25 protein-coding genes and 1 pseudogene are annotated in these 25,632 nt (G+C 36.2%); all 26 read right to left on the bottom strand.

Going from position 1 to position 25,632, the window contains the following annotated elements:
- Positions 1-22: 22 nt before the first annotated feature.
- A complete protein-coding gene (dusB, locus tag C245_RS0112235; protein WP_017496887.1) occupies positions 23-1,015 on the bottom strand; it encodes a tRNA dihydrouridine synthase DusB in 993 nt (330 codons plus the stop codon).
- 223 nt (positions 1,016-1,238) lie between these two features.
- Positions 1,239-2,525, bottom strand: coding sequence for a phenylacetate--CoA ligase family protein (locus C245_RS0112240; RefSeq protein WP_017496888.1), 1,287 nt, complete (start codon positions 2,523-2,525; stop codon positions 1,239-1,241).
- Positions 2,522-4,189, bottom strand: coding sequence for an acyl-CoA--6-aminopenicillanic acid acyl-transferase (locus C245_RS0112245; RefSeq protein WP_026110033.1), 1,668 nt, complete (start codon positions 4,187-4,189; stop codon positions 2,522-2,524). Before C245_RS0112245 ends, C245_RS0112240 begins: the two co-directional genes overlap by 4 nt.
- Positions 4,190-4,195: 6 nt before the next feature.
- Positions 4,196-5,713 carry an NAD(P)/FAD-dependent oxidoreductase gene (locus C245_RS0112250; RefSeq protein ID WP_017496890.1) on the bottom strand — a complete coding sequence of 506 codons (1,518 nt, stop codon included), beginning with the start codon at positions 5,711-5,713 and terminating at the stop codon, positions 4,196-4,198.
- Positions 5,710-9,396 carry a 1-acyl-sn-glycerol-3-phosphate acyltransferase gene (locus C245_RS0112255; protein WP_035746606.1) on the bottom strand — a complete coding sequence of 1,229 codons (3,687 nt, stop codon included), beginning with the start codon at positions 9,394-9,396 and terminating at the stop codon, positions 5,710-5,712. The genes C245_RS0112250 and C245_RS0112255 overlap by 4 nt, the downstream gene beginning before the upstream one ends.
- Before the next feature lie 182 nt (positions 9,397-9,578).
- A pseudogene (locus tag C245_RS23035) lies at positions 9,579-10,765 on the bottom strand (DUF2062 domain-containing protein).
- An 18-nt stretch (positions 10,766-10,783) separates the two neighbouring features.
- Positions 10,784-11,269 carry a hypothetical protein gene (locus C245_RS0112270; RefSeq protein ID WP_026110034.1) on the bottom strand — a complete coding sequence of 162 codons (486 nt, stop codon included), beginning with the start codon at positions 11,267-11,269 and terminating at the stop codon, positions 10,784-10,786.
- 2 nt (positions 11,270-11,271) lie between these two features.
- Positions 11,272-11,643 carry a 3-hydroxyacyl-ACP dehydratase gene (locus C245_RS0112275; RefSeq protein WP_017496894.1) on the bottom strand — a complete coding sequence of 124 codons (372 nt, stop codon included), beginning with the start codon at positions 11,641-11,643 and terminating at the stop codon, positions 11,272-11,274.
- A 6-nt stretch (positions 11,644-11,649) separates the two neighbouring features.
- Complete coding sequence (locus C245_RS0112280) at positions 11,650-12,264, bottom strand: outer membrane beta-barrel protein (protein ID WP_017496895.1); 615 nt, start codon at positions 12,262-12,264, stop codon at positions 11,650-11,652.
- 8 nt (positions 12,265-12,272) lie between these two features.
- On the bottom strand, positions 12,273-12,902 hold the full coding sequence (locus C245_RS0112285) for a porin family protein (protein WP_017496896.1): 630 nt from the start codon (positions 12,900-12,902) through the stop codon (positions 12,273-12,275).
- 37 nt (positions 12,903-12,939) lie between these two features.
- Positions 12,940-13,575 (bottom strand): hypothetical protein, encoded by a 636-nt coding sequence (locus tag C245_RS0112290; protein ID WP_017496897.1) that lies wholly within the window; start codon positions 13,573-13,575, stop codon positions 12,940-12,942.
- Positions 13,541-14,167 carry an outer membrane lipoprotein carrier protein LolA gene (locus tag C245_RS0112295; RefSeq protein WP_026110035.1) on the bottom strand — a complete coding sequence of 209 codons (627 nt, stop codon included), beginning with the start codon at positions 14,165-14,167 and terminating at the stop codon, positions 13,541-13,543. Before C245_RS0112295 ends, C245_RS0112290 begins: the two co-directional genes overlap by 35 nt.
- A gap of 117 nt (positions 14,168-14,284) precedes the next feature.
- Entirely contained in the window at positions 14,285-15,061 is a 777-nt protein-coding gene (locus C245_RS0112300) for a polysaccharide deacetylase family protein (protein ID WP_017496899.1), read from the bottom strand.
- On the bottom strand, positions 15,058-16,125 hold the full coding sequence (locus tag C245_RS0112305; protein WP_017496900.1) for a beta-ketoacyl synthase N-terminal-like domain-containing protein: 1,068 nt from the start codon (positions 16,123-16,125) through the stop codon (positions 15,058-15,060). The genes C245_RS0112300 and C245_RS0112305 overlap by 4 nt, the downstream gene beginning before the upstream one ends.
- Complete coding sequence (locus C245_RS0112310; protein ID WP_017496901.1) at positions 16,116-17,318, bottom strand: beta-ketoacyl-[acyl-carrier-protein] synthase family protein; 1,203 nt, start codon at positions 17,316-17,318, stop codon at positions 16,116-16,118. Before C245_RS0112310 ends, C245_RS0112305 begins: the two co-directional genes overlap by 10 nt.
- 151 nt (positions 17,319-17,469) lie before the next feature.
- Positions 17,470-17,727 carry a phosphopantetheine-binding protein gene (locus C245_RS0112315; protein WP_017496902.1) on the bottom strand — a complete coding sequence of 86 codons (258 nt, stop codon included), beginning with the start codon at positions 17,725-17,727 and terminating at the stop codon, positions 17,470-17,472.
- 2 nt (positions 17,728-17,729) lie between these two features.
- The gene (locus C245_RS0112320; RefSeq protein ID WP_017496903.1) at positions 17,730-18,347 is read right to left on the bottom strand and encodes a 3-oxoacyl; all 618 of its coding nucleotides are present in this window, start codon (positions 18,345-18,347) and stop codon (positions 17,730-17,732) included.
- Positions 18,348-18,441: 94 nt separating this feature from the next.
- Entirely contained in the window at positions 18,442-19,587 is a 1,146-nt protein-coding gene (locus C245_RS0112325) for a beta-ketoacyl synthase (protein ID WP_017496904.1), read from the bottom strand.
- A gap of 111 nt (positions 19,588-19,698) precedes the next feature.
- The gene (locus C245_RS0112330; protein ID WP_017496905.1) at positions 19,699-20,148 is read right to left on the bottom strand and encodes a thioesterase family protein; all 450 of its coding nucleotides are present in this window, start codon (positions 20,146-20,148) and stop codon (positions 19,699-19,701) included.
- A complete protein-coding gene (locus tag C245_RS0112335; RefSeq protein WP_017496906.1) occupies positions 20,123-21,412 on the bottom strand; it encodes an ABC transporter permease in 1,290 nt (429 codons plus the stop codon). Before C245_RS0112335 ends, C245_RS0112330 begins: the two co-directional genes overlap by 26 nt.
- Entirely contained in the window at positions 21,402-22,154 is a 753-nt protein-coding gene (locus C245_RS0112340) for an ABC transporter ATP-binding protein (protein WP_017496907.1), read from the bottom strand. Before C245_RS0112340 ends, C245_RS0112335 begins: the two co-directional genes overlap by 11 nt.
- Positions 22,155-22,161: 7 nt before the next feature.
- Complete coding sequence (locus tag C245_RS0112345) at positions 22,162-23,160, bottom strand: BtrH N-terminal domain-containing protein (protein WP_017496908.1); 999 nt, start codon at positions 23,158-23,160, stop codon at positions 22,162-22,164.
- On the bottom strand, positions 23,160-23,564 hold the full coding sequence (locus tag C245_RS0112350; protein ID WP_017496909.1) for a hypothetical protein: 405 nt from the start codon (positions 23,562-23,564) through the stop codon (positions 23,160-23,162). Before C245_RS0112350 ends, C245_RS0112345 begins: the two co-directional genes overlap by 1 nt.
- 23 nt (positions 23,565-23,587) lie before the next feature.
- Positions 23,588-24,052 carry a hypothetical protein gene (locus C245_RS0112355; protein WP_017496910.1) on the bottom strand — a complete coding sequence of 155 codons (465 nt, stop codon included), beginning with the start codon at positions 24,050-24,052 and terminating at the stop codon, positions 23,588-23,590.
- A gap of 10 nt (positions 24,053-24,062) precedes the next feature.
- On the bottom strand, positions 24,063-24,494 hold the full coding sequence (locus C245_RS0112360; protein ID WP_017496911.1) for a hypothetical protein: 432 nt from the start codon (positions 24,492-24,494) through the stop codon (positions 24,063-24,065).
- The gene (locus C245_RS0112365; protein WP_017496912.1) at positions 24,494-25,627 is read right to left on the bottom strand and encodes a beta-ketoacyl-ACP synthase III; all 1,134 of its coding nucleotides are present in this window, start codon (positions 25,625-25,627) and stop codon (positions 24,494-24,496) included. Before C245_RS0112365 ends, C245_RS0112360 begins: the two co-directional genes overlap by 1 nt.
- Positions 25,628-25,632 lie beyond the last annotated feature (5 nt).

Below are 25,632 nucleotides of genomic sequence, written 5' to 3' on the forward strand. Positions count from 1 at the left end.
TGACAAAGATTAATTTAAATATTTAAACAAACTCATATCCGGCATAAACCTGTTCGATTTCTTTCATAACAGCGAAAAGATTTTCAGGTTCATCAGTAGTAACTAGTTTTTGTTTGTATTCTTTAAACGAATGGATTCCTTTGAAATAATTGGTGTAATGACGGCGCATTTCAACAATTCCCAAGCGTTCGCCTTTCCAATCCATAGACCATTGCAAATGATTTCTGGCGGCTTCAACACGATCAATTACGGTAGGAGAAGGTAAATGCTCGCCGGTATTAAAATAGTGCTTGATTTCGTTAAAAATCCACGGATAACCAATCGCAGCGCGACCAATCATGATTCCGTCGATACCGTATTCATTTTTATATTTTAATGCTTTTTCAGGACTGTCGATATCGCCATTTCCAAAAATAGGCATGGTGATTCTCGGGTTGTTTTTTACACGTGCAATGTGCGACCAATCCGAATGACCTTTATACATTTGTGCACGGGTTCTGGCGTGAATTGTCAGAGCCTGAACACCAATATCCTGAAGCCTTTCGGCTACTTCATCAATATTAATAGAGCTATCATCCCAGCCCAAACGTGTTTTTACCGTTACAGGTAAATCGGTACTTCTGATCACCGCTTTGGTTAAACGTACCATCAGATCGACATCTTTCAAAACTCCCGCTCCGGCACCTTTGCAAACCACTTTTTTTACCGGACATCCAAAGTTAATATCTACCAAATCCGGTTTTACGGCAGAAACAATTTTAGACGAAAGTGCCATTGCTTCTTCATCACCACCAAAAATCTGGATTCCAACAGGACGTTCGTAATCAAAAATATCCAGCTTCATTCGACTTTTGATAGCATCACGAATTAATCCTTCCGACGAAATAAATTCAGAATACATTAAGTCAGCGCCATGCGTTTTGCACAATCTGCGAAACGGTGGATCGCTCACATCTTCCATCGGTGCGAGTAATAAAGGAAATTCGGGTAATTCTATGTTGCCAATCTTGACCATCTTCAATATTTTTTGCAAAATTACAACATTTAGTTCAATTTGTACCCAATTGAGGTTCAAAGGTTCAGAGAGGCAAAGGTTCAAAGGTTTTTTTGTCTGTTTTTTGAACGGTATTCTGTCTTTGTTTTTTAAAAGAATTGAGACTCGGAGGCTCAGAGTAGCAAAGGCTCAAAATTTTTCAGATAACCTTTTTCCCTCTGAACCTTTGTCCCTTTGAGCCTTCTCAACGGTAATCAAAAAAACGAATAGGTTTTCGGCTCATAGGGTTAAAAACCAAAGGATTTAACGCTTCTTTTGGAGCGAATTCAATTTTTGGGGTTACTCTTAATTTGGCTCTGAAATGATCTTTAATCTCCTGTAAGAATTCAGGAGTCTGATTTTTTACGGCTATTTTTATCAGGATCTCATCGGTTCCCAAATCGTTGGTCGAGATCTCGATAATATGGTTTTCGATGTTGTCAAATCCGCTCAGAACATCATTCATCGCAGGCGGATAAAGTGTTGTGCCTTTGTATTTGATCATTTGTTTTTTGCGGCCAACAACCGGACCAACACGCAAGGTATTTCTTCCGCAGGCGCAGGGAGCATTGTGTAATTGAACAATATCTCCGGTTTTAAAACGCAATAAAGGCATAGCTTCAATACCTAAAGTAGTAAAAGTCAATTCGCCAATTTCACCTTCTTTTACAGGTCTATTATTTTCATCTAAAACTTCTACAATGATCAACTCCGGATGATGATGACCACCAACACCGTGTTCGCATTCGGTAAAAGCAGTGCTCATTTCGGTAGAGGCATAAGTGGAGAACAACTTAATATTCCACTTTTCAGTGATTTTGTTTGACAGGGTATTCATTGAAAAATCCTGATTTCGCAAAGGTTCGCCAATACAAATGGCGCCTTTTATGCTGGAGTTGTTGTAATCAATTCCGTGTGCTTCTGCATATTCGATTAATTTCAGTAAAAAGGAAGGAACAGTAATCAGGTAAGACGGTTTGTATTTTAAAATCGAATCCCATTGCAATTCCGGAATTCCAGCACCAACGCGGATTACACCCACTTTTAATTTTCGCAGTCCCAGAAAATAAGCCAGACCGGCCATAAACTTTCTGTCAATTGTCGTCATCAGTTGTACTACATCACCTTCGGCAATTCCGGCGCAGGCAAACGAAATGGCTTCGTTATAAGCCAGACGATCCAGATCAGAATCGGTTAAACCAAAAGTAACAGGATCGCCCAAAGTTCCTGAAGTAGAAGCATAATCAATAATCTGATGTTGCGGAACACATAAAAAATCATCGTTGTACTCTTGTAAATCTTCTTTTGTTGTTACGGGTAAATGCTGTAAATCTTCAAGGGTTTTAATCTTCGAAAGGTCAATATTTTGTCCGGCGAAAAGACGTTTGTAAAAAGGAGAATTTTGACTGATATAGTGTAATAGTTCCGCTAACTTCTGCTCTTGAAAAATTTTAATTTCTTCTAGAGAATTTTTTTCTATTAATGGAATCATTGTAATTTTCTTTTGATTTTTTTTAAATATTTTTCAATCACTGTTTTGTCAGGAACAGTTGTGATTTCTTTTGTTAGTGCTTTTTCAAAATTGGACTGAGAAAGACGGTACTCTTTTTTTTGATAAAAGTACAACCCTGCTTTGTAATACACAACCCAATAGTTAGGGTTTAACGATTGGTAATTCGGTATGAATTGAGGACTTATTGTTTCTTTGTTTTTCAGATACGAATCAAATTTGTGGTCTTCGACTCTAAATTTTTGGTAATTTTTATAGGCTATTGTTTCTAAAAAAGGATCTTTTGGAATGTCTAAATTTACTTGCTGTAGGGAAACAATGTGATCCGTTTTTCTTTCTTTAAAAATACTATCCAGATTGTAACAGACAAATTCGCCTAATTGATACGGATTTGTAGACACCCAAACCTGTTTTGTAGCAGGTTTAAAGATAACACCGTGATGAGCCATTAGCTGGTTAAGTGCTTTTTCATTACCGTAACCCAGATTAATATTGTTTAAACCCTCTTTGTTTCGAAGAATTTCAGAGGCAATTTTAGGATCGATTTTCGGATTTTGAGAAAAAAGTTCCTTCATCTTTTCCATACGATATTCAGAATGACTGTTGGCCATTTGAAACCGATTGCGTTTTTCGTTTTTTAAATTTTCTCCCTGAAAATGATTCGAACAAAATAATTGATTGCTGTTTGGGGTTTCGTAAACGTCCATTTTTTGAGGTGTGACTTCAATCAGAACGGCTTTGTTATCTTCTGCACTTCCCAACATAATTGATTCGGATACAAAAACGGCTCTTTTTTTGGCAATAGCAATTGCTTCGTTTATGTTTTTGGCGTGCTGTAATATTTCACGTGTAAGAATTGAAATGGGTGTTTTGGCAATCAACGGAATTTCAGATTTTCCGGCATTGATGGTAACCGTTAGTCCTTTTTCATTCATTCCGGAAACCGCACCAATCATTCCGGGCCAGGTAATCATCATAAATTTGTTACCTTCTTTGGGATTGATAAACGCCACGATTTTGTTTTCAGCGAAAGCATCGTTCACATAAAAATCAAAGTTGCGCCCCAGGATTAAATTTCCGTCTTCCGATTTTTCTCCCCATGCCGCAAAAGACGAACAGCCCACTAATGCCAAATCCTGCAAAGCATGACCAATGTCGTGTGCAGCATGCAGGTACAAACTGCGTTGGTATTGTGGTGCAATGTTATTAAAATCAGGAGAGGTGTATTGTGAAACTCCAAAAATTTCGGTTTGATATTCTTCCGGAACATTTAAATATAGTTTTCGATTGTACCATTTCAGGAAATGACGAAGTAGTTTCTGCTGAAATTTTGACGGAACGATATCCTGTATTTTAGAGAAGAAAATACGCTCTTGTTTTTTTAAAAGCGAATCTGATAAAGCACCCGTGTTGAGTCCGATTTCTAATGGATCGCCTTCGGCATACAATTCCCAAAGGCCTTGTTTGTTTTTTAAAAGCGAATTTTTTCCGGAAATAAAAATACTGTCGGAAAGTTTGGTGACAACAGGTTTTGTCGCATTGTATTTGGCAATCTCAGGCTGATGTCGCATTGATTTTGATGTTCCGCAAGAGGCCAGCATCGTTAAAAAACCGATAGATAAAAAGAATATAATTCGGTTTTTCATAGCTTTTTATTCAGATGCCTGATTGATTTTGTTTACCAAATATTCTTTACCAACAATTTCAGAACAGGTTACCACGGCTCCAATAGTTACTCCGAGAACTCCATGCATGTTGATACTTTGGCCCGTAAGATACAAATTATCCAGCTTGGTTTTTGAGGGAATCAGCGTTTTCATCGGATTATTTGAATCCTTAACATATCCGTACATATTGCCATTGTCCCCGCCAATATAGTCGCGATAGGAGAGCGGTGTCGAGGTATGAACAGATTGAATGCAGTTTTTGATCCCCGGAAATTTCAGCTCGATTTCTTCTAAAAACTTTGTCGCTTTTTTGGCTTTAAATTCTTCGTAACTCTCGCCACGGTCATTTTCTTCAACCGTAGTATTAAAAGTAGTTGCCCACGGGATTACATCATCGTATTTCATGTAGGTAATAAAAGTCATCCCTTCTGCCCATTCTTCCTGTTTTTTGGAGGCATTCATTGAGGCCATAAAGCCTTTTGGCCAGGAATCATCATCATAGTTATGAGCGGTCCAGACTTCGCTGCTTTTCTTAAAATGATAATGGTTATGATTGATGTATTTAAAAGTTTTCGGTTTAAAAACGATGTACAGACTAAAAGCCGAAATTACGCCTTCGAGACTTTGAACTCTACTGTAAAATGATTTTCGGAAATGTTCCTCTCCGGTCATTTTCAGAGTTGTTTTTGGCTCGATGTTAGAGATAAAATAGGAACCGGAAACATTGGTCCCGTCCTTCATGCTTACCGAAGTTACTTTTTTATTTTCAACATTAAAACGGGTAACTTCTTTGTATTTGTAAAATTCACCACCGTATTTTTTGAGCTGTTTTAAAAGCTGCTTGGTAATCTGACTTCCGCCATTGATGCAGCGCCACGAACTTTGAATATAAGAATTTACAGAAAGTGCATGAACATAAAAAGGTGTTTTGTCGGCAATTCCGGCATACAAAAAATTAGAACCGGCAAGAACTGCTTTCAGTTTTTCATTTTGGGTACATTCATCGATCGTCTGTTTGGCGTTTAAGCCTAAGATTTCATTATCGTATTTACCTTCCCATTCTAAATTGTAGAGCGGAAAAGATTCGCAAATTGTTTTTATTCTTTTGCAGTATTCCTCGATACCGGTTTTTTCTTCCGGAAAAAAATGTTCCAATTGAGAAGTAAAATTAGCGTAACCCTGTGCATGAGGATATTCGTTTTGATCGTCTTCAAAAGAGATGATGTCAAAACCGTTATCGTCCATTTTTTTGAGGTTAAGATGCTCCATAATGCCCAAATAGTTGAAATATTTGAACAGGTTTTGTCCTTCTCCTAAGCCTCCGATGTAATGAATTCCGGTATCAAAAATGGTTTTATCACGTACAAAAGTCTGGAGATTTCCACCATACTGATTGTTTTTTTCGAGCACGCAGACGCTATAACCTTCCTTGGCGAGAATAATCGAAGAGACTAATCCACCCAATCCACTGCCAACAATTACAACATCGTAATGTTCTTTCATGCTCCTTTTTTCTTTAATACAATTATACTGTTATCTTCAAAAATACATTCAAAATCAAATGTAATCAAAGTGTTTTTTAAATCAGAAGGATTGAGCAAGATTACTGTAGAAGTTAGAGAAATGATTTTTTCAAGATCATTCACTTGATTTTGATCGGAAATCAAAAGAACATCATATTGATTTTGCAAAGCTGGTTCAAGCGTATCTAAATAAGAGATTTTTCTTTTTTTGAGGAAATAATTGGTTTTTGAAATCGCTCTTTTTTCTTCGTCAAAATTAAACGAAGTTATTTTTCGCTGAGGCTCCTGCAAGGTTAGTAATACATCTAATTGTCCATAATCATTGGATAAATGAAGTATTCTGTCTTTCGCGGAAAGCTGTTTGTTTAAACGATAATAGACTTCCAGATTCTCTTTTAAATCCCTCTTGACGTTATTGATGATTTCGATTTCTTTATAATCGAAACTGTGTAAAATCATTTTTTTGAAATAGTCCGGACCTTCTAATTGTTGACGAATTTTGTGGTACTCTTCTTTGAAAAAAGCACTCATTTGTTTGGTTCTCTCAGCATAATTTTTTCCGAAAGAAGTATTGTTCGGAGAAATTCGTTCCAGGATTGAAATCGTAAGATGGCTGTGATGAATGACAAAATCGCCTTTTGGAATCGCTTCTGAAGCTCCGTGAATGACCACAGGAATAATATCCAGATTAAATTCTTCAGCCAGATAAAAGGCTCCTTTATGAAAACGTTTGACCTGATTACTCTCAGAACGCGTTCCTTCGGGGAAAATCATTAACGAATACCCTTCGTTTACTTTTTGGCGCAAATGTTCTACTCCGCCTTCAATTCCTTCCGAAACCGGATAAAAACCTGCTTTTCTGACGGTACCGCCAAAAATAGGAGAGTTGTACACCCAGTCGCTTACTAAAAATATAATTTTAGGACTTAGCATTCCCATTGCCAAAATATCAATGAACGAAGAATGGTTGGCAATAATAATGGCCGGTTTTTCGAAGGTTTCTCCAAATTTATTCACGACTTTTTTATGAATAAACGGATTGGAATACAATACCGATTTCATGAATTTTGAGATCACGTATCGGAAGGCTTTCATTTTTGTTTTCTCCTTAATCGGCAGGAGCGGCATAATAGTGATACTGAAAAGCGACATCAAAATTCCGCCCATACCGTAATAGAAAAAAGAGATGACACCGTGTATAAAAGTGCGTAAGACAAACGGAGGATTTCCTTTTTTTGAACGGTTTGAAATGAATATTTTAAAAAGAATAGGGTAGAATATAAACGTAATAATAAGTGCCGCAAAAACCCCGATTAGTGACACGGATGAAATAGATCTCAACGCTGGATGCTTAGCAAAAATCATTGCACCGATTCCTAAAATTGTTGTGATTACTGCAAGAATGATAGAGGTTCGATAAATAGCAATTTCGTTTTTTCCGGTCGTATATTCTTTTTGAAGGGCGCTGGTCATGAAAATACTGAAATCGACGCCGTGACCAAAAATCAGGGTACAGACAATCAAGCTGAATATATTCATCTGAAGTCCAAAAACACCCATAATCCCAGCCGTAACAATTCCCGTTAAAGCAATTGGAATACAGCTTACAATAACCAATTCCAGTCTTCGGAAAAAGAAAAATAAAATCAGAATCACCGCTATAAACGAATAATTTACCAGTGTGTTGAAATCGGTTTTTAAAGTACTGAAAAACGTTTCATTCATCTGCTGGCGATCAATTGCAATCAGCTTTTGTTTAGTCTCAGTTGATTTTACGAAAGAATCTCTTTGTTGAGGACTCACTTTTACGAGAGTAGAAATGGTGAAGAATCCGTTTTTTTCGGTTACAAATTCTTTCAGCTGTAAAGCCTGTATTTTCAAATATTCCTGTGCGGAAATGGGTTTGAAATTGAAATTCAAATGCTCAAAAAAAGCGGTATAAGTAGTAGGTTTAAATCCGAGTTTGGAACCTTCGGCAATTAGTAGGGTTTGTAAAAGCTGTTTTTTGCTGGTGTCCCAAAACGAATTCCAGCGATCGATTTTTTGCTGTTGCTCCTTTTGCGAAAGCATGATACCGCCAACAGAACTGAAATTCAATATTTTGCCGTTTTGTTTTTCTTTTGATAAATCGGAGAACAGGGCAGAGTTATTTCGTAAAACCTCTTCCATACTATTTCCATAGGATGCTACATAAATGGTTTTGGAGGTGAGGCTTGTACTTTCTTCCAGATCTTTTTCAGCCGCTTTTATTTCTGTCGGAATAAAATTCAGTTGTGACAAATCGTTGTTGAATCCCACATTCTTATAAGTAAAGCAGGAAACAATGACTATTAAAACACAAAAACCAATTAGAAATTTGTTGTTGTGAAAGGAAAAACGAGCCAGTTTATCAATCACATTTTTCTTGTGTTCTACGTTATTCTCTTTCGGTTTGTAGAGATGCGGAATAATTAAAAGAGAGAAAAATGCCGAAGCCATTACGATAACGGCAGCGAAAATCCCCAAGTCATTTAAGGCATCTGATTTTACAAAAAGCAGGCACAAAAAGGCAACAGCCGTTGTTGAACTGCTCATGATGACCGGCATAGTAATGTCTTTGTACAAGGTTTTTATATCGCTGTTGTGCTTGTAGTGTGTGAGAATATGAAGGGAATAATCAATGGTGATTCCCAGTAAAATAGAACCAATTCCTAATGAAATAGCAGAAATTTGTTCTTTTGCAAAATATAAAAAGGCGATGGCAAACAAAGCGCCAAAAACTGTAGGAAGAAAAATAATTACCGGAATCAATACTTTTCTATAAAACAAAATCAAAATGAGCATCAGTGTAAACATCGCGATTGATGTGGTCAGGATGATATCACTCTTGATTTGATTGGCATTTGCAACTGCGATTAGGGCAGAGCCAAAATAATGAATCGAGGTTTTGGTTTTGTATTTCTGATTCAGATTGTCCTGAATGGATTTCAGTTTTGATGCAAAAAGGGTATTCTGTTCGGTTTCGCTTGAAGGAAGATTTGAGGTAATAAAAAGAAGTAATTTCTTTTTGTCTTTGGTCATGACAAAACCATTGTCAAGCGTAAAATCGTCACCAATATTTAATTGCTGTAATTTTTTTAAAGCGATAAAGGAGATTCCCAACGGATCCTGTAAAATAAAATCTTTCGTGATAAATCCTGATGGAGCGATAATTGATTTATAATTTCCCTGAACTGTCGCCGCGATACTGTCTTTTTGAAGTTTACTTTGCAGGACTTCGTAATCCTTATTTTCCAGAAAAAGAGGCAGATTGTGATAGACGAAATCAATGGTTTCCTGAATATTTTCTTCGTCAATTTTTCCCTGAATACCACTTACATAGGGCTTGCAGGATTGAGTGACACTGTCTGAAAAAGCAGTTGCCATTTCTTTTAGATCGTCTTCGGTTCCGTTTTTATCGAGTTTGAAAATAACGGTAGTTTTATCAGCAAAATTAAGCTGTTTAAGCACTTTTGCTGTGACATCTGTTTTATCATTTGTGGGAATCAGTTTGGTGATATCCTCTTCAAATTTAATTTGAGAGGCAAAAAATCCAAAAACAAAAAGGATCAAAATAGCCAGAACAACCGATAAAGATTTTCTTCGGTTTACAAACATATGAATGGCGTAGAAGTATTGATGCATGTTTATTTATTATTGTTTTTGCTTACAGTTTTTTTGCCACAGATTGAAAGGATTAAATTGATTCTAAATGCTGTTGCCAATTCGCCACGAATTTCACGAATTTTTGCCAATTAATTTGTGCTAATTTGTGAAATTCGTGGCTAAAAAAAATCTGTATAATCCTTTCAATCTGTGGCAAGACGTTATGTAATCTTGGTTTGGTTCTTAGCGCTAAAAGCGGTTAAAAGTAAATAACTTACCAGACCTGCAGAGAGCGCTAAAACGGATGCTAAAATAAGACTTCCCACGATATATTGTGTTGCATTTTTTTGAATATCATCAAGTGTAACCGAACCATTTGCAGTTAGCATAACATCGTTTGAAACAAAGTAACTTCCCATTTTTAAAGACCCGTAAATAACAAAAGGAATGAAAGGCGGAAAACTTACATTTGAAGCCAGAAAAGCAATCACTTTATTAAGCTTAAATAAGGTAGCAAAAGTTAAAAGCAGGATGGTTTGGAACCCCCAAAAAGGAGAGATTCCGATAAAAATTCCCAAAGCAATTGCTGCCGATTTTTTGAAATTGGAATCACTACTTTCTAAAATGTCTTCTAAAAAGAATTTTTTAAAACCTTTTTTTTTGCTTTTCTAAAAAAGTCTCTGGGTTTGATGTACAGCAATGCCCAAATGACCAAAACGGTATTTAATATGCTGATGCGGGTAAAGTCTTTAAACGGACGAAAGTGCGAAACTCGTTCAGCAGGATCGTACAAAATTTGAACAGGAATATTTTTAACCACAATACCTTTCCAGGCAGAGCGAACGATTACTTCAATTTCGAATTCAAATTTATTCGTGTAAAATTGTTTCGGAATGAGCTTCAAGGGATACAGTCGGTAACCGGATTGAGTGTCGTCGAGTTGAATTCCGGTTTCAAATTTAAACCAGAAATTAGAAAACTTATTTCCGAAACTGCTCTTTTTGGGAACATTTTCCTGAGTCATATTCCGGCTCCCAATCAATAATGAATTAGGATTGTTTTGAATCTCAGCAATAAAATTAGGAATATCGGCAGCAAAATGCTGTCCGTCCGAATCAATTGTAATGGCATACTCAAAATCTAACTCGATTGCTTTTCTGAAACCATTTCGTAAAGCTCTTCCTTTTCCCAGATTTTTAGGATGATGAATCTGAGTGCATTGCGAATAGTGTTTCAGAATTTCAGAAGTTTCATCGGTCGAACCGTCATTAACAATAATGACGTTTGAAGTGAAATCTAAAACAGAATTCAACACTCTTTTCAATGTTTTGTGATTATTGTACGTTGGAACAATCACACAAAAATTTGTAGCGTTTAGTAATTCCTGCTGTGGTAAAGTAGGTATCATGAGTTTTTTTTCCTTTATCTACTTCACAAATTGTTTCTCTTTCTCAGAGAAACTCTTTGATTGTAAAACAAAGTTTTTTAGATATTCTTTTAAGGCAGCACTTTGCTCTGCGTAATGATCAGTGAGGTATTTTTTGTCTTCTTTAATGTTTTTTCTATAGCCGGTAATTCCGGGAACGTTCTCCTGAATACTCAGGCGAATCATTCTCATTTCGATATTATTGGGATCATTTTTTATAGTGGCTTCCAATAATTTTGCGCCTTCTTTAAAACGATCCATTTTATCTTTTAACCGGTTTTTAAATTTCGAATCCAATAAAATAGAAGCCGCTTTATAGGCTACCAGAATTTTATCATCGTCGGCAGAAATACCGGAAAGTTTTTCTGAAAATTCTTTAGCGTTTGCTTCTGATTTTGTGACGTCGGCATACATTTTTCTAATGCTGGATAAATCCGGAGTACTCACAAAATGAACCCATAAAAACAATGACAATACTAATTTCATAGTTATATTTTTTTGTACACATTGCTCAGTTTCAGCGCAACGGTGTCGTTAAAATAAGTGGTGTTTTTCACCTTAACCAAATCTTCTTCTGTTGTAACAATATCAAGTTCTAAGCGTAGTTCCGGATTTACTTCCGGATTAATCAGCGCCATAAACTTCACATTGGAAAGTGTCTGCATGATCAAAGTACTTTTGGTGATAGACTCCGTAAGTTCTTTTATAATCTGAATCATGCAAACTCCCGGCATAATTGGATTGCCCGGAAAATGACCTTTGAAAACGTCGTGTTTTTCATTGATCAGAATCGAAATTGTGTATTTAGAATCTCCTGTTTTTTCTTCGGAAAGAACTTTGTAAAAATCTTTTAAAACCATATTTTTTTATTTGCCAAAAGGATAAGAAACACCTATTTGAAAACTAACATTTGTATTATAATCTCTAAACCAATAATCATTATTGTTACCGTTGCTGCCGTAATAATCACTATCAAGAACATCCACAATTCCTTTTTTGAAACGGGCCTCAAAAGTCAATCCGGAAGGTAATCTATAACCAATACCCATTATAAAAGCCAGATCAATATCTGATTTTTCATAAAGTAAGTTGTCTCGTAATCTAAAATCTAAAGTGGGTCCAGCCTGAAACTGAAAGCCATTTTTTAAAGTAAATTTATTGACTACAGCAATGGAAAGATAATCAATTTCTAAATCTTTCAAACTCACAACATCGTTACCGTTATTATAACTGATAAAAGTTTTAACGTTACTCGCACCTTGCTGACTATACGTGATTTCGGGTTGTAAAGTGTAAATTTTGGTTAATTTGATTTCACCAAAACCACCTATATAAAAATCAGTTTTATAGTCGGAACGTGTATTGGAGAATGTAGAAAAAGAAGCTCCTGCTCTCAAACCGGGTTTAAAGGTAACCTGTGCTTGTAAACTTGTTAGGGCAAACAAGGCCAATACGATAATTATTAAATTTCTTTTGTTCATGATTTAATTTATTTTACTTTGAAAGTGTAACTAATACCTATTTGGAAAACCTGATTTAAAGTAATGTCATCATAATAGCGTCTGTTTTCATTATTATAATCATATCTGTCGTAGCCATAAATATCAACCAATCCTTGTTTTATGCGGGCTTCAAAAGTTAATCCGTTTGGAAGGGTATACCCAACTCCGCCAACAATAGCAAAGTCAACATCAACAGGGTTCTCTCCAAATTTGTCAAAATTATCATTGGTTTTAAAATCTATAGAGGGTCCGGCTAATACGTGGAAACCTTTTCCTTTAAAATTAAATTTAGCCACAGCTCCAAGTGTAAGATAGTTAATTTCGGCTTTCTGGCTTCTGCGACGGGAAGTATTGTTGTCAAAATCTAAATAAGACAAACGAATCTCAGAACCCTGTCTGGAATAATTCAACTCAGGCTGCAACGTAAAATATTTATTGAATTTTATAGCCATTAATGCACCCACATAAAAATCAGATTTTGAACTGCTATTTTCCGGCATATTACTTAAATCCGATATATTTAAACCTCCGCGAAATCCCGGACTAACCTTTACCTGGGCATTTGACTTTATAATTCCAATACATAAAACAAAGGCAATTACGGTTATTTTTTTCATTTTTGGTTTGATTTAAGTTTAGGTTTAGTTTAAATTTTTACTCTGATTTCAAATAATTTAATTCAATTTTCAGTTTAATATTTTGATGATTAATCAAAATTTTCTCAGCAAAAATATTGTTTTCTGAACTAAATGTCAGTGTAAATTTTTCTTTTGTTTTAGAAGACTGAACGACCTTTTCTAACTTTTGGTCCTTTTTGGAGATAAAAAGATAGTTGTCACGTTTTCCATCCTGTGATTTATAGATGTCTGCTGATTCATTTTCGAATTGTTGCTGAAAGATATAATCTTTTTTCAGTAGCAAGCGAAAATCTTCTTTTAAGGTATTGATAAGGATTTTTCGGTCTAATTCGGATACAATCGAATTGATTTTAAAGTCTGTTTCAGAAATTTCAAAATCCATTAATTTGTTGCCAAATTCTGTTGTAAAAACAATACGATGTGTAGTGTCATTGATTTTTTTGGCGATGAAAATTCCAGACATTTCATGACCGTAAACTGTGATGTTGGTTTTATAAACGTAATCGGTTTTTGAATCTGCGAAATAAGGGACCTGATAAGACGTTCGGTCTAATTTTTTAGGAGTATAGTTTTTTGTGACAGCACCACAAGAAACCAGAACAATTGCAAGGAAGCAATTAATTATTAAAAACTGAATCGTCGATTTTTGCATTGATCACTTTATTTTTAAGTACAATTCGGGTATAATCTTCAGAGGACTCTAACAGTTTTACCTGAATTACGGTTGCTTCTTCTTTGTCGAAAGTCAGTTCAATTTGTTTGATGTATTTTTTTAAAGTAGCATCTTTAGGAGCAAACTTCGCTATATTCTGTCCTTTTGATTTGAAATAAGAAATGACAAACTCCTTGTCGTCAAACATATTACCGCTTACGCTTCCAACAATCAATTTGTTGATTCTGCCAAAGATTTTGCTGTTGCCAATATCAACGGCACTTTTCTTCCCTTCGTCGTTAATCAGGATCTTTCCGTTTTTAAAAACAATACTGTAATTGTATGGTTTCTTGTATTGCCATTGTAATAAAGAAGGTTCTTTAAAAATCATTTTTCCCGAAGTTTCAATATCTTTCGATAAAAAGTCCAAGTGTTTGTACTGAACAAAATCGGTACTCAGGGTTTTGATTTTTTTGGAAACTACATTTACATCCTGCTTGAAAGCATTAATTTCGGCATCAGACATTTTTTGTTCCTGAGCGAGCAAATTGCCTGAGATGAATAAAATTAAGAGTGCTATTTTAGTTTTCATATTTATTACGAATTGCGCTTTATTATTTTGCCACCGATTAAAGGATTCTCACAGATTAAAGTATTAAAATCCGTTTTTATCCACGTCTTCGCGTAAGCGAATCTGCTTTATCCGCGTTCAGTTTTCATAAGCATTAAGATTCAAAAGTTCTTCGGTTGAAATTACTTTATAATTGTTTTGCTGCAAAAATTGCAAAAACTGTTCCAGTACCAAAACAGAATGTGCTCCTGTGTCGTGCAAAAGTACAATTCCTCCCGGAGAAATACGTTTTATGATGCGGTTGAAAATTAAACTTTGGTTGGTTGTGCCACCGTCCAGCGAGCGAATATTCCATCCTATCACTTTGTGACCGGTACGTCTTAAAGCTCTTCGGATGGAGGGTGTTGTAACTCCGTAGGGCGGGCGGAAGAAGTTTATTCTTTTGGAGGTGTATTTTTCTAAAAGAGCGTCTGTTTTCTGAATTTCAGTCGTGATTTTTTTAGCATTGTAAAAATCAAAAAAAGGAGAATGGCTGTACGAATGATTGCCAACCAAATGCCCTTCTGCTATAATTTGTTGTACGATTTCAGGATGAGTTTCGATGTTTTTTCCGATGCAGAAAAAAGTAGCTTTGACTTCATATTTCTTTAAAAGAGCCAAAACTTCCGGAGTAAAAATAGAGGGTCCGTCATCAAAGGTAATCGCAATTTTCTTTTGGGTTTCTGAGGAATTATTGCAGTAAGTTTTTACGTGATAATTAGAAGAAATTACAGCAGAGCCCACAGCATTTATACCTAACCAAATTAAAACAATTGCGATAAACCATACTCCGTTAATTGCTGTATAGAGATTCAGAAGAAGCAGTAGCAGCAATACAAAGAGAAAGAATAACGAAATGTTTTTATGCGTTATCATTTTGAAAGTAACGTAAAACTATGGTTTTTTCCGTTGAGCTGATTGTACAATAAAATCGTATTGTAAGCCGGTCTTTCGACTAAATTTACTTTTATAATTTCAGGGATTTCCTGAGTTTTTAAAATTTTAGACGCCATCCATAAAGCAAAAGCCGAAGCTGTATCGTATTCACCACTCAAATGTTTGTAATACAATTGCGGGGTTTGAGCGAAGTCCTTTTGGGTTAGATTTTTATAATAATTTTCAAAATCTGCATTACCGTCAAATCCTAAAATCAAAGCATCAACATCTGAAATTTCTAATTGATTGGATTTCAAAAAGGATCTGATTGCTGCTTCAATTTCATTCTCTTCCAGAGTATTTACTATGGCAATGTCCAGTACTTCAGCATAGGTAGTTTCTTTTCGCTCATTTTCTAAAACAAAAAAACTGGCACCTTCTCCATAAACGGCACCACTTGTAGTAGCATCTAAAAGGTTGTAGGGTTGTTGACCGTCTGGTTTGATACGTCCTGACAATTTAAAAAGCGCAGTAGTATAATCGCCATTTTCATCGACACCGCCCACAAGAACAGACTGTACTTCTTCTTCCTCAATTTGCATTTTAGCATCTAAAAGTGCCGATTCAAAAGAGACCGCTCCGTTGACATAGGTAAAATTGTAACCGTTGCATTTTTGCAACAACGCAATTTGAGCGCCAACTGTATTATGAGTCGATTGAATGAATGAAGTTGGTGTTAAGAATTGCTCATCATTATCGAGGATGTTGGTCAGGAATTTTTCAGAATCTTCAATACATCCTAATCCTGTTCCGGTAATAATGGCATCCACATTTTCGAGTTGTGCATCTTTCATGGCAATTGCCGAGGCCACGATTCCGTTTTTTACACCTTTTGCCATTCTTCTTATGGCAGCAGGAGAAATATAATCCTTGTAAACCGGCGGAACGATTTTTAGTACATTCTCGTTGAGGTTGTGTGTGGCTTCTTCTAAAAAAACAGTATCAAATGTTTTTTGAGTCGAAATACAACCTATTCCATTTATATATGTTTTTTTTAATTGCATTTTGAAAAGATAAGAGTGGAACAGTTTCCTCCAAACCCAAAAGAGTTTGATAAAACGTGTTCAATATTTTTATTCTTTAAAGTCGTTTGTGGTTTTAAGTCAAACTCTTCCATTGGTGTTTCAAAATTGAGATTGGGGTAAACCACATTATTCTGAATCGCCAGAACGCTGTAAACAGCTTCAATGGCCGCCGCAGCTGCCAAAGTATGTCCTGTATAAGGTTTTGTCGAACTAAAATCGGGTACTTTTTCATCACCGTAAATTCGAAGTATAGCTCTTCCTTCAGACAAATCATTGTTGGGAGTGGCTGTTCCGTGCACGTTGATATAGTCAATTTCATTTGGTTTTAAACCCGAAACGTCAAAGGCTTTTTTCATGGCCAGGTAAGCACCGTCTCCATTTTCTGAAGAAGCCGTTTGGTGAAAAGCATCATTGGCATTGCCATAACCTGAAACACGGGCCAGAACTTTTTTGTTTTGTTTCTGAACGACTTCATCAGATTCTAAAACCAGAAAAGCGGCTGCTTCACCCAGATTTAGTCCTTTTCGGTTGTTGTCGAAAGGTTTGTTGTATTCGTCAGATAAAATCATGAGGGTTTTGAAGCCGTTGATCGTAAATTTTGCCAGAGCGTCGGTTCCGCCAACAATTACGCGGTCCAGTTTTCCGGATTTTATAAGTCTTGCACCCAGCATAATTGCGTTTGCTGCCGATGAACAAGCTGTACTTATGGTGGTAACAATTCCTTTTAAACCTAACTCATCTGCAATTTTTTCGGCTACATCGCCAGCATCATGACAAGTAATGTATTTGACAAGTTCAGGATGTTTGAAATAATCGTAATAATGCTTTTCGGTCATATCCATTCCACCCACGCTTGTCGCCGAAATGAGCCCGGTTCTGAATTCGTTTATTGCCGTAATTCCGGCATTTTTAACAGCCTGTTTCGCTGCAAAAGTGCCAATCATCGCAGTTCTCGAAAAGTTATTATCGGGAGTAAGTTCTAATTCCTGAACCAATTCATCATTGGTTTTTTTAATCTCCCCTACCTTATTTATAGCAGCGTGAATCGTTTCAATGTTTTCGATACGCGTTACCGCAACTTTATTTTCGATTAACGAAATGTAATTTTCTTCGACTGAATTTCCAATCGAGGAGATAATTCCCATTCCGGTTATTGCAACACCTTTTGTCATTTTAGATTATTGGATTATTGGATTGTTGGATTGTTGGATTGTTGGACTATTCTTTTTGGTTCATAAAAGTCTTAAAAACTATTTTGAATTAGATTTTTGAATATTTTCATTTAAGAAATCTAAAAGTCTAATAATCCAACAATCTAAAAATCTATTTCGTTCTGTTAGCGCTAATGTAGGCCGCCATCGTTTCGATGGATTGAAAAATGGTTTTTCCTTCTTTCGGGTCTACCAGTTTAATTCCGTAATCTTTATCCAGAATCACGATCAATTCAAGCGCATCAATGGAGTCTAAACCTAAACCATCTCCAAACAAAGGATCGTTATCTGCAATATCTTCGATCGCGATATCTTCAAGGTTTAAAGTAGTAATGATTTTGTTTTTTAATTCTTCTTTTAATGCTTCCATGATTATTTATTGTATAATGTATTGATAGTTTCGTTGTTATATTTTGTGCTTTCTTCTTTGTTAATGGTGCAAAGAAAAGCCTTGTAATCGTCATTGAAAAATTCTACCCAGCCACAAAGAACCCTATCGGCTTTATTTGTATTCAGAAGAATAGTAGAATAATTGGATATAAATTCGGTGTTAAAGGCATCAAATATAAAGAAAGAATTTTCACTTTTCAGCTGATGGCGGATACTTATTTCGCCCAGACAAATATTTGGCAGGGTATAAACAAAAACTGCCGGACTCGGAAAGTAGTTTTCTTTGTCGGAAATAGATTCCTGGTATTTCACATCGGTATCTAAACTCGAGGATTTGTTGGCCAGAACCAAGGCAATATTGTTCTCTTTTTCATCAGAAGTTATCGGACTTAAAAGTAATTCAGCTCCTAAAAAAGCCAGTTTACTCAAAGCATCCATTTTGAAAAACTTTGGATATTGCAGGTCAAAATTGCGATAGGCCTGTTTAGAGAAATCACTAAAATTGGTCGGTTCAATTTTGAATACCGAAGTTCCGTTCAAAACAATTTCGTTGTTTTCAATGGTGCAATAGGATTGTATGTTGGTTTTGTTTGGATTCATTATTTTAATTTAACACTAATTGCACAAATTAGCACGAATTGATTTTGGGGTTAAATTACACTAATTAATCTGTGAAAATTAGTGCAATTCGTGGCTAATCATTTTTTACTTTTTCAAATATTACCGCCGTATTACAACCCCCAAATCCGGAAGCTGTTTTCAAAAAATACTCAATATTATGCTCTTTATTTGTTTCAATAACATTGATCGGCTCGGTCACGCCCATCTCGTCAAAACCTTTTGATTCGAAAAGTATATTTTGATTGGCAGATTCAATAGCAATTACGGTTTCCAATAATCCGGAAGCGCCTAAGGTATGACCGTAAAATCCTTTCAGACTATTGACTGGGACATTTTGCAGACTTAAACGATTTAAAGCGATGGCTTCCATTTCGTCGTTGAAAGGCGTTGCGGTTCCGTGTGCTGAAATATAATCGATTTTGTTAACTTCTATTTGGGCTTCTTTCAAAGCATTTTGAATACTTCTGAACAAACCTTCACCTGTTCTTGAAGGACCAGAAATATGATTGGCATCGTTTATCGAACTGTCTCCGATAACTTTTATTTTGGCATTTGCAGTTTCGGCGGTAACTAACACTGCTGCCGTCGCCTCCCCCAAACTTACACCGGTTCTGTTTTTAGAATACGGTTTGCATGGCAAATCGCTCATAGCCTGAAAAGCATTAAAACCGGACAAAACAAATTCCGAAACTTCGTCACCCGCCACGACAAAAGCATGGTCATAAAGACCTGACTGAATCATTCTTTTGGCAACAGAAATAGCTAAAATTCCAGATACACAGGCATTCGATACCACAATAGGTTGTGTTTGAAATCCGAAAAAAGTGGCAACATTTTTTGCCAAAACATCTAAATGTGCATTAGTAAAACTGTCAGCAGAATTATTTTTTAAAGCCGTTACATTTCCTTTTGTGGTCGAAAGAATAAAAGCAGTTTTTGAGTTTAATTCAACTTTCGAATTTTTGATAATCGGTTCTAAAGCCAGAATCATCATTTTCTCTAAACGGGAATATTGGGTTTCCGTACTTATTTTTGCAAAGGTACGGTTGAGTTTTTCGTTATTTATCACCGAACCATAAAAAGGAATCGGCATCAAAGAAATATCATTGTGAAGCTGAATGCCGGAATCTCCTCGAAGAATCGCTTCAACGTTTGATTCGACATCAAAACCTAATGGTGTGATGCAGTTGGTTTGTGTAATGTATATTTCTTTTAACATTTTATGATTTTATTTCAGCGTGATTTTTATAGCACGCAGATTTAGCAGATTAGGCAGATTTGCACTGCTTGTTTTATTCTTAAATTTGTGAAAATTCGTGCCATTCGTGTTTTACTTCAACAGCCCAACTTTTCGTTTCCATTCTTCATAAAAAGGAGGATTAGTCAGCATTAGATTTCCTTCCTGATCTAAAAATACCTGAACGGTTTCTCCGGTACAAGCCACTTCACCTTTATCGTCCAGTATTCTGAAACGATAGATCATTTTGGCGGCGGGTGTGTCAATTACCGTAGTTTCTATGGTTACCACATCGCCATAACGCAAAGACAATTTGTGTTCGCATTTCGATTTTACGATAGGAGTTGTGTAGCCTGTTTTGGCAATGTCCAAATACGTAAGTCCGTGTTGGCGACCAAAAGCTTCACGTCCGTCTTCAAAATAGGTGATATAATTGCCGTGCCACACGATTCCAAGCGGATCCGTTTCGTTAAAACGAATTCTGATTTCATGTGAAACGGTTAGTTCGGTTGCTTCGTTAAACTGTTCTTTTCTTTTTGTCATAGAATAATGCAATGGATGTTGTGATAATAAAGAACAAAAATAGCAAACTTATTTTTGGAATGATTTCAAGGAAAGATACGTTGCGGAGTAAAACGTCATAGAAAGCTTCTAATCCCCAGTTCATGGGTGATGATTTGGCAATAAGCTGCATGATGCCCGGCATTGCAAAAACGGGAACCCAGATTCCGCCAATCGCCGCCAGGATAATAACACTTGTCGCACCAAAAGGAGCCGATTGTTCCTGCGTGCTTGCGACCGTTCCCAATAAAATTCCGAAACCAATCGCCGCGAAACCTGAAAATAAGGCTACAACACTCATTAAAAATAAATGGCCTTCAACATTCAAAGGAGGCAAACCAATATGTGGAAATAAAAAGATTGCCACAGCAACCATCATGTAAAACTGTATCATACAAATGACAGAATAGGTGATGGTTTTACCAATTATAACCACAATATTAGAAACCGGATTGGTCAATAAACGAACAAACGTTCCCTGTGATTTTTCTTTTACAATATTAATAGACAACGGAATTACAATAAAGAATATTGCAAAAAGGGTCCAGGCCGGAACATTATGCTGCACGGAGTTCGGACGCACTTCTTTGTTGTTTATTTTCGGAATAATTTCTTTAAAAGTGATGAAACTTTTTTGTTCAAATTCGGCATTTCCTTCTCCCAGCTGATTTTGAAAAGTGGTATAAATAGACTTGGTTTCGATCTGTGAAATCATCTTATCGATGGAACTCATCACGGCATTTTTGAAGCTCATTTGAACCGCAGGATCAAAATACAATTTGACTTCTTTTTCTTTAATTACTTTCGGTTTTTTGGCTTGAGCCGAGGTATCTGTTTCTGTTAGCCCCATTTTGCTCACAATGTTTTCGACATTCTGATCAATTTTGGTTTGCAGATCAACACTTAGTTTTTCCGGAATTACAATGGCAAGTTGAAATTTTCCTTTGTAAACGGCTTCCCTGGCAATTTCTTCCGTAATGGGTTTATGATCAATTTGTGTGACCACACTAAAAAGCTGACTTTTCTCCAAATTATCAAAAACGGTTTTAGACACTGAACCCTTGTCGTTATCGACCAGTAAAATCTGAATTTTGTTATCGCTAACGGTTTTGAAAGTACTGTCCTGAATCAAGGTTACGGTGATTACCAAAACCAAAGGCATGATGAATAAAATGATCAAACCGCCCAGATCTCGTTTGAGCAGGAGGAATTCTTTTACGACCGACATCCAAATTTTATATACCATCTCTAAAGTCTTTACCGGTTAATGAAATAAAAACTTCTTCAAGATTGCGGGCTTCTTCAGTAGAAGCAATTAGGCTCGAAGGTGTACCTTGGGCATAAATTCTGCCGCGATCTAAAATGGCAATATGAGTACAGAAATCTTCCGCTTCTGCTAAATGGTGTGACGTATATATAATGGTGGTTCCGTTTTGATTTAAGAATTTTAAATAGTCTATGATGGCATTTTTCGATTGTACATCAACACCCACGGTTGGTTCGTCTAAAAACAAAACTTTGGGATTGTGTAAAATTCCGGCAATCAAATTGACTCTGCGTTTCATACCGCCTGAGAAAGTCTCAATACGCTTGTCGGCAAATTTTAACAATCCTAAAAGATCTAAGGTTTCAATGACCTTGTCTTTTAGGTAATTGCCTTTTAGTCCGTACATGCTTCCGAAATAATGTAAATTTTCCCGGGCTGTCAATGTAGGATACAATGCATATTCCTGAGGGACAACGCCAATTATTTTTTTGATTTTGGAGGAATGATGGGTATAATTCAGACTATCAATAGTGAAATGCCCTGAAGTTGGTTTGATCAACCCGCAAAGCATGGAGATTAAAGTAGTTTTTCCGGCACCATTTGGTCCCAATAACCCAAAAATCTGACCTTGATTAATCTCCAACGAAACATCGTTCAAAGAATACAGATCTGCATTTTTGTACTTTTTCGAAAGGGATTCTATTTTTATTATGGATTGCAAAATATTCTTAGCTAATAGCTTTTTTTAGTTTTTTGAAAAAGATTTCTTCACGATTGGCAATGTCCAGAAGTTCATCGGCAATTGTATTGTAGGCATCTTCTTTGGCGCTTCTGTTTTTGTAAATTCTTGAGGCTTCAACGGCAAAATCACGCCATGAATCTCCGATTTGTGTCATCTCTTTTGAAAGGGATTTTAATTCTTCATTGTTCAGAATAACTGAAGCTTCCTGTAAAAAAGCGGCATAAATAAATCGAAAACCTCCGCCTCCGGTACCTATTTCTTCCTGCATACGAACCATTTGTGCTAAATAATGATTGGCTTTTTTAGTACCATGTTTTAAAGGCCATTTTCGGATTTGTTTGGAAACAAATTTGATTCCGCGGACACCCACGATAGGCATTGGTGCCAACATATCGCGGCAGGTATTTTTGATTCCTTTTATAATAGCACTTTCTAAATCAACATCCTTCGGAATTTGAATCGGATAGTACATTTGTCCTCTTGGTGCAAAAGCTCCTTTGGCAAAACGCACCTTGTCGAGTTCGTCATGTGTCAGGGTGGTAACGGTTTCCATTACAGGATCACTCACCAGATAATCGGTTTCGGTTTTTCCGTAAACCACTAAATTGTGTGCGTTAAAATGAAAGCGGTATTCATCAGGGAAATAACTCAAATGGTACACGCCAACTTGTAATCCGGTTGGAATATTATTTTTTAAATTTTCATCTAAGGCCTTGTTGGCATTTATTACAGAAGAAAATTTTTGTCTTTTTATTTTTAAGTTTAAACGACTCGCCAGTTTATTAAAAATCTGTCCGGGCAAAGTTCTGTAACTAATGGCCGGTGCATGATTGACTTTTATAAACGGCAGGTATACGAAGAAAAGTCCGGAGCCAATACCAAAAACCATTGGTTCGCTGATATTCAGTCCGTTGTTTTTTAACAAATTCGAAGCTACTCCATTTTCGCAATGGGCAGATTGATGATGTGTAAAATTAGTTTGCATTACGCGGTTTTAATATTTTTTAATTCAGCTATTGAAATTTCAAAAGCATCGGCATATTTCTGTAAAGTAGTGTTGCTCAATTTGGCAAAAACAGAGGGTTTAAAATGTCTTTTTACACGCCATTTCCACATTCCAACATAACTGGAAAGAATGGTGAGATCCATTTTATTAAGTTCCATATAATAACAAATCGGACTTACTTCACCCATTTCTACCTGTTGTTTTGCTTCGGCAATTCGTTCGTTTATGTCATCAATCGAATTGGATAATGCGATGGTTTTAGGCTCCCAACCTGTACTTAAAGTTGTGGTATAGTCGCCATTTTCATCGGTGGCATAAAGCAGTTCTTTGAGATTATTTTTGGTTAAATTGCCGCTGTCTTGTGGTACTTTTTCTTTTTCCATGGCCTTTTTATTTTCGGGAGAAGTTATGAAATAGCCGAAATCGTTTGTTGAATGAACAGATTAATTTCGCATTCTAAAAGTAGTTTGTCATCAACTAAACTTTCGCAGCTCATGGTGCATAAAGTATAATCGTCACCCGCAAATTTTGAAACTAAATTTGCTTTGGTAATAATAGTGTCATTAACTTTTGGCAGTGCATGTACTTTCAGATTCTTTATAGCACTGATGAAACCAATTACATTTACGTTTTCATTTTCTGTTCCGTCATCGTCAAAAAAATATTTTTTACCTACAATTGAGGAACAGGTTTGTGCGGTATTTTCGATGAGCCCGGCTTCAATAAAAATGTTGTTGTCAACAAAAATATTGTCTTCACGGATCAAAAATGTGGTTTCTACAAAACTAGAATTTATATCCAAAATTAAATCCACCATAAGCAATGGTGCTCTGTGGGGTAGGTAGTTTTGTATGTCGACTCCGGTTTTCATTCCTATTATATTATTTGGCTAAAACGGTCTTCATTTGTCCGTTCGCAATTTCTTCATTATTCAGACACGTTACGATGTCTACCAGAGTAATTCCGGCAAACTCCTGTAAAATAGTTATGGTCGATTGAATTGTGTCGTTGACCTTGGGTAACTTTTTTATTTCAATTTCTTTGATCGATCCAATGTAGCCTGTTGGGGCTGTTTCGTTTTTCAGGAAAAATTGATAGCCCGTGTGCAAAGCCACAGATTGCGCCATATGCTCGATTAAACCTGCTTCTAAAAAGGTATCGTTGTCAGAAAAAATATTATCGTTTTCAATTTTTAATCCCGAAACCAATGAGGTCTCGGTAAACGAATACATTTTATCAACCATAACAAAAGGAAATTTTTGTGGCAATAAATTTTCGACAGCGTTTTTTTCTAAAAGTAAAGCAGTTTCCATTAGCAAACAGTTAAATAAGCATACGCAAAAGAGAATCTTCCGCTTTCCGGAACAGATAATAAAATACGTTCTCCTTTTTTCAAATTTCCTGAATTCATTAATTCTTCCAAAGCTAAGTAAATAGAGGCAGAACCGACATTTCCAACTCTTGAAAGATTCATGAACCATTTTTCATCGGCCATACCGATTCCTTTTTCATTCAGTCCTTTTTTTAGTCCTTCCACAAAAAAGTTAGAAGAAACGTGAGGGATAAAATAATCGACATGATCTGATGTGATATTATTTTTATCCATAGCATCTTTCATACTTTCTGCTCCTTTGGAAAGAATAAACTCGTCCAGTAATTTCACATCTTGTTTGATAGCAAAAACCGATTCGTTTAACCATTGTTCCGGTGCATAATCGCTCCAGGCTTTGATCTCACCATTTTCTAATTTATCACCACCGGCATACATACAGGTTTCTAATTCGTAAGCATACGAAAAGGCTTCCATCCACTCAATTTTTAATGAGATCGCTCCTTTTGGTTGGTTTTCTAATAAAAACGCTCCTGCACCATCAGATAACATCCAGCGTAAAAAATCTTTTTTGAAGGCAATGATGGGCTGTTCTTCCAGATTTTTCAAATTAGCCGCTTCGTGGTTGTACATTTGGGCATTGAGCCAGGTAGAGACCTTTTCAGATCCGGTACAAATGGCATTTTTAGAGTTTCCGGATTTTACAGAAAGGAAACCAAATTTTAAAGAATTCATACCTGCACAGCAAACTCCTGTTGAAGAATTTAGTTCTACAGATTTGTTTTTCAATAAACCGTGTACCATCGCAGCATGTGAAGGAAGAAAGATATCAGGTGTTGAGGTTCCGCAGGAAAGTACTTCAAGATCCAGTGCTGTAAAGTTTTCATCAAACAATTGCAGAATTGCATTTCGGGTTAACTCGGCGTTGTTATGCGTGCTTTTCCCGGACTTATCTATTGCGTAATAACGAGTTGTGATTTTATTATTGCGCAAAATAATACGTCTTGCTTTAGAGGCAGCATCATTAATGAGGCCTAAATAACTTTCCATCTCATCATTAGAAATGGCTTCATTTGGCAAATACTTTGCGGCTTTGGTAATATATACTTCAAACATAATCT

This window comes from Flavobacterium sp. WG21 (genome assembly GCF_000335775.1).
Taxonomy (GTDB): domain Bacteria; phylum Bacteroidota; class Bacteroidia; order Flavobacteriales; family Flavobacteriaceae; genus Flavobacterium; species Flavobacterium tructae.

Bases quoted from the DNA above. Each gene is read 5' to 3' on its own strand.
- C245_RS0112240 (WP_017496888.1), bottom strand. From the start codon at position 2,525: ATGATTCCATTAATAGAAAAAAATTCTCTAGAAGAAATTAAAATTTTT.
- C245_RS0112360 (WP_017496911.1), bottom strand. From the start codon at position 24,494: ATGGAAACTGCTTTACTTTTAGAAAAAAACGCTGTCGAAAATTTATTG.
- C245_RS0112330 (WP_017496905.1), bottom strand. From the start codon at position 20,148: ATGACAAAAAGAAAAGAACAGTTTAACGAAGCAACCGAACTAACCGTT.
- dusB (WP_017496887.1), bottom strand. From the start codon at position 1,015: ATGGTCAAGATTGGCAACATAGAATTACCCGAATTTCCTTTATTACTC.
- C245_RS0112295 (WP_026110035.1), bottom strand. From the start codon at position 14,167: ATGAAAACTAAAATAGCACTCTTAATTTTATTCATCTCAGGCAATTTG.
- C245_RS0112335 (WP_017496906.1), bottom strand. From the start codon at position 21,412: ATGGTATATAAAATTTGGATGTCGGTCGTAAAAGAATTCCTCCTGCTC.
- C245_RS0112365 (WP_017496912.1), bottom strand. From the start codon at position 25,627: ATGTTTGAAGTATATATTACCAAAGCCGCAAAGTATTTGCCAAATGAA.
- C245_RS0112345 (WP_017496908.1), bottom strand. From the start codon at position 23,160: ATGCAAACTAATTTTACACATCATCAATCTGCCCATTGCGAAAATGGA.
- C245_RS0112245 (WP_026110033.1), bottom strand. From the start codon at position 4,189: ATGAAAAACCGAATTATATTCTTTTTATCTATCGGTTTTTTAACGATG.
- C245_RS0112355 (WP_017496910.1), bottom strand. From the start codon at position 24,052: ATGAAAACCGGAGTCGACATACAAAACTACCTACCCCACAGAGCACCA.
- C245_RS0112250 (WP_017496890.1), bottom strand. From the start codon at position 5,713: ATGAAAGAACATTACGATGTTGTAATTGTTGGCAGTGGATTGGGTGGA.
- C245_RS0112285 (WP_017496896.1), bottom strand. From the start codon at position 12,902: ATGAAAAAAATAACCGTAATTGCCTTTGTTTTATGTATTGGAATTATA.
- C245_RS0112280 (WP_017496895.1), bottom strand. From the start codon at position 12,264: ATGAACAAAAGAAATTTAATAATTATCGTATTGGCCTTGTTTGCCCTA.
- C245_RS0112300 (WP_017496899.1), bottom strand. From the start codon at position 15,061: ATGATAACGCATAAAAACATTTCGTTATTCTTTCTCTTTGTATTGCTG.
- C245_RS0112310 (WP_017496901.1), bottom strand. From the start codon at position 17,318: ATGACAAAAGGTGTTGCAATAACCGGAATGGGAATTATCTCCTCGATT.
- C245_RS0112305 (WP_017496900.1), bottom strand. From the start codon at position 16,125: ATGCAATTAAAAAAAACATATATAAATGGAATAGGTTGTATTTCGACT.
- C245_RS0112350 (WP_017496909.1), bottom strand. From the start codon at position 23,564: ATGGAAAAAGAAAAAGTACCACAAGACAGCGGCAATTTAACCAAAAAT.
- C245_RS0112255 (WP_035746606.1), bottom strand. From the start codon at position 9,396: ATGCATCAATACTTCTACGCCATTCATATGTTTGTAAACCGAAGAAAA.
- C245_RS0112290 (WP_017496897.1), bottom strand. From the start codon at position 13,575: ATGCAAAAATCGACGATTCAGTTTTTAATAATTAATTGCTTCCTTGCA.
- C245_RS0112275 (WP_017496894.1), bottom strand. From the start codon at position 11,643: ATGGTTTTAAAAGATTTTTACAAAGTTCTTTCCGAAGAAAAAACAGGA.
- C245_RS0112325 (WP_017496904.1), bottom strand. From the start codon at position 19,587: ATGTTAAAAGAAATATACATTACACAAACCAACTGCATCACACCATTA.
- C245_RS0112315 (WP_017496902.1), bottom strand. From the start codon at position 17,727: ATGGAAGCATTAAAAGAAGAATTAAAAAACAAAATCATTACTACTTTA.
- C245_RS0112270 (WP_026110034.1), bottom strand. From the start codon at position 11,269: ATGAAATTAGTATTGTCATTGTTTTTATGGGTTCATTTTGTGAGTACT.
- C245_RS0112320 (WP_017496903.1), bottom strand. From the start codon at position 18,347: ATGAATCCAAACAAAACCAACATACAATCCTATTGCACCATTGAAAAC.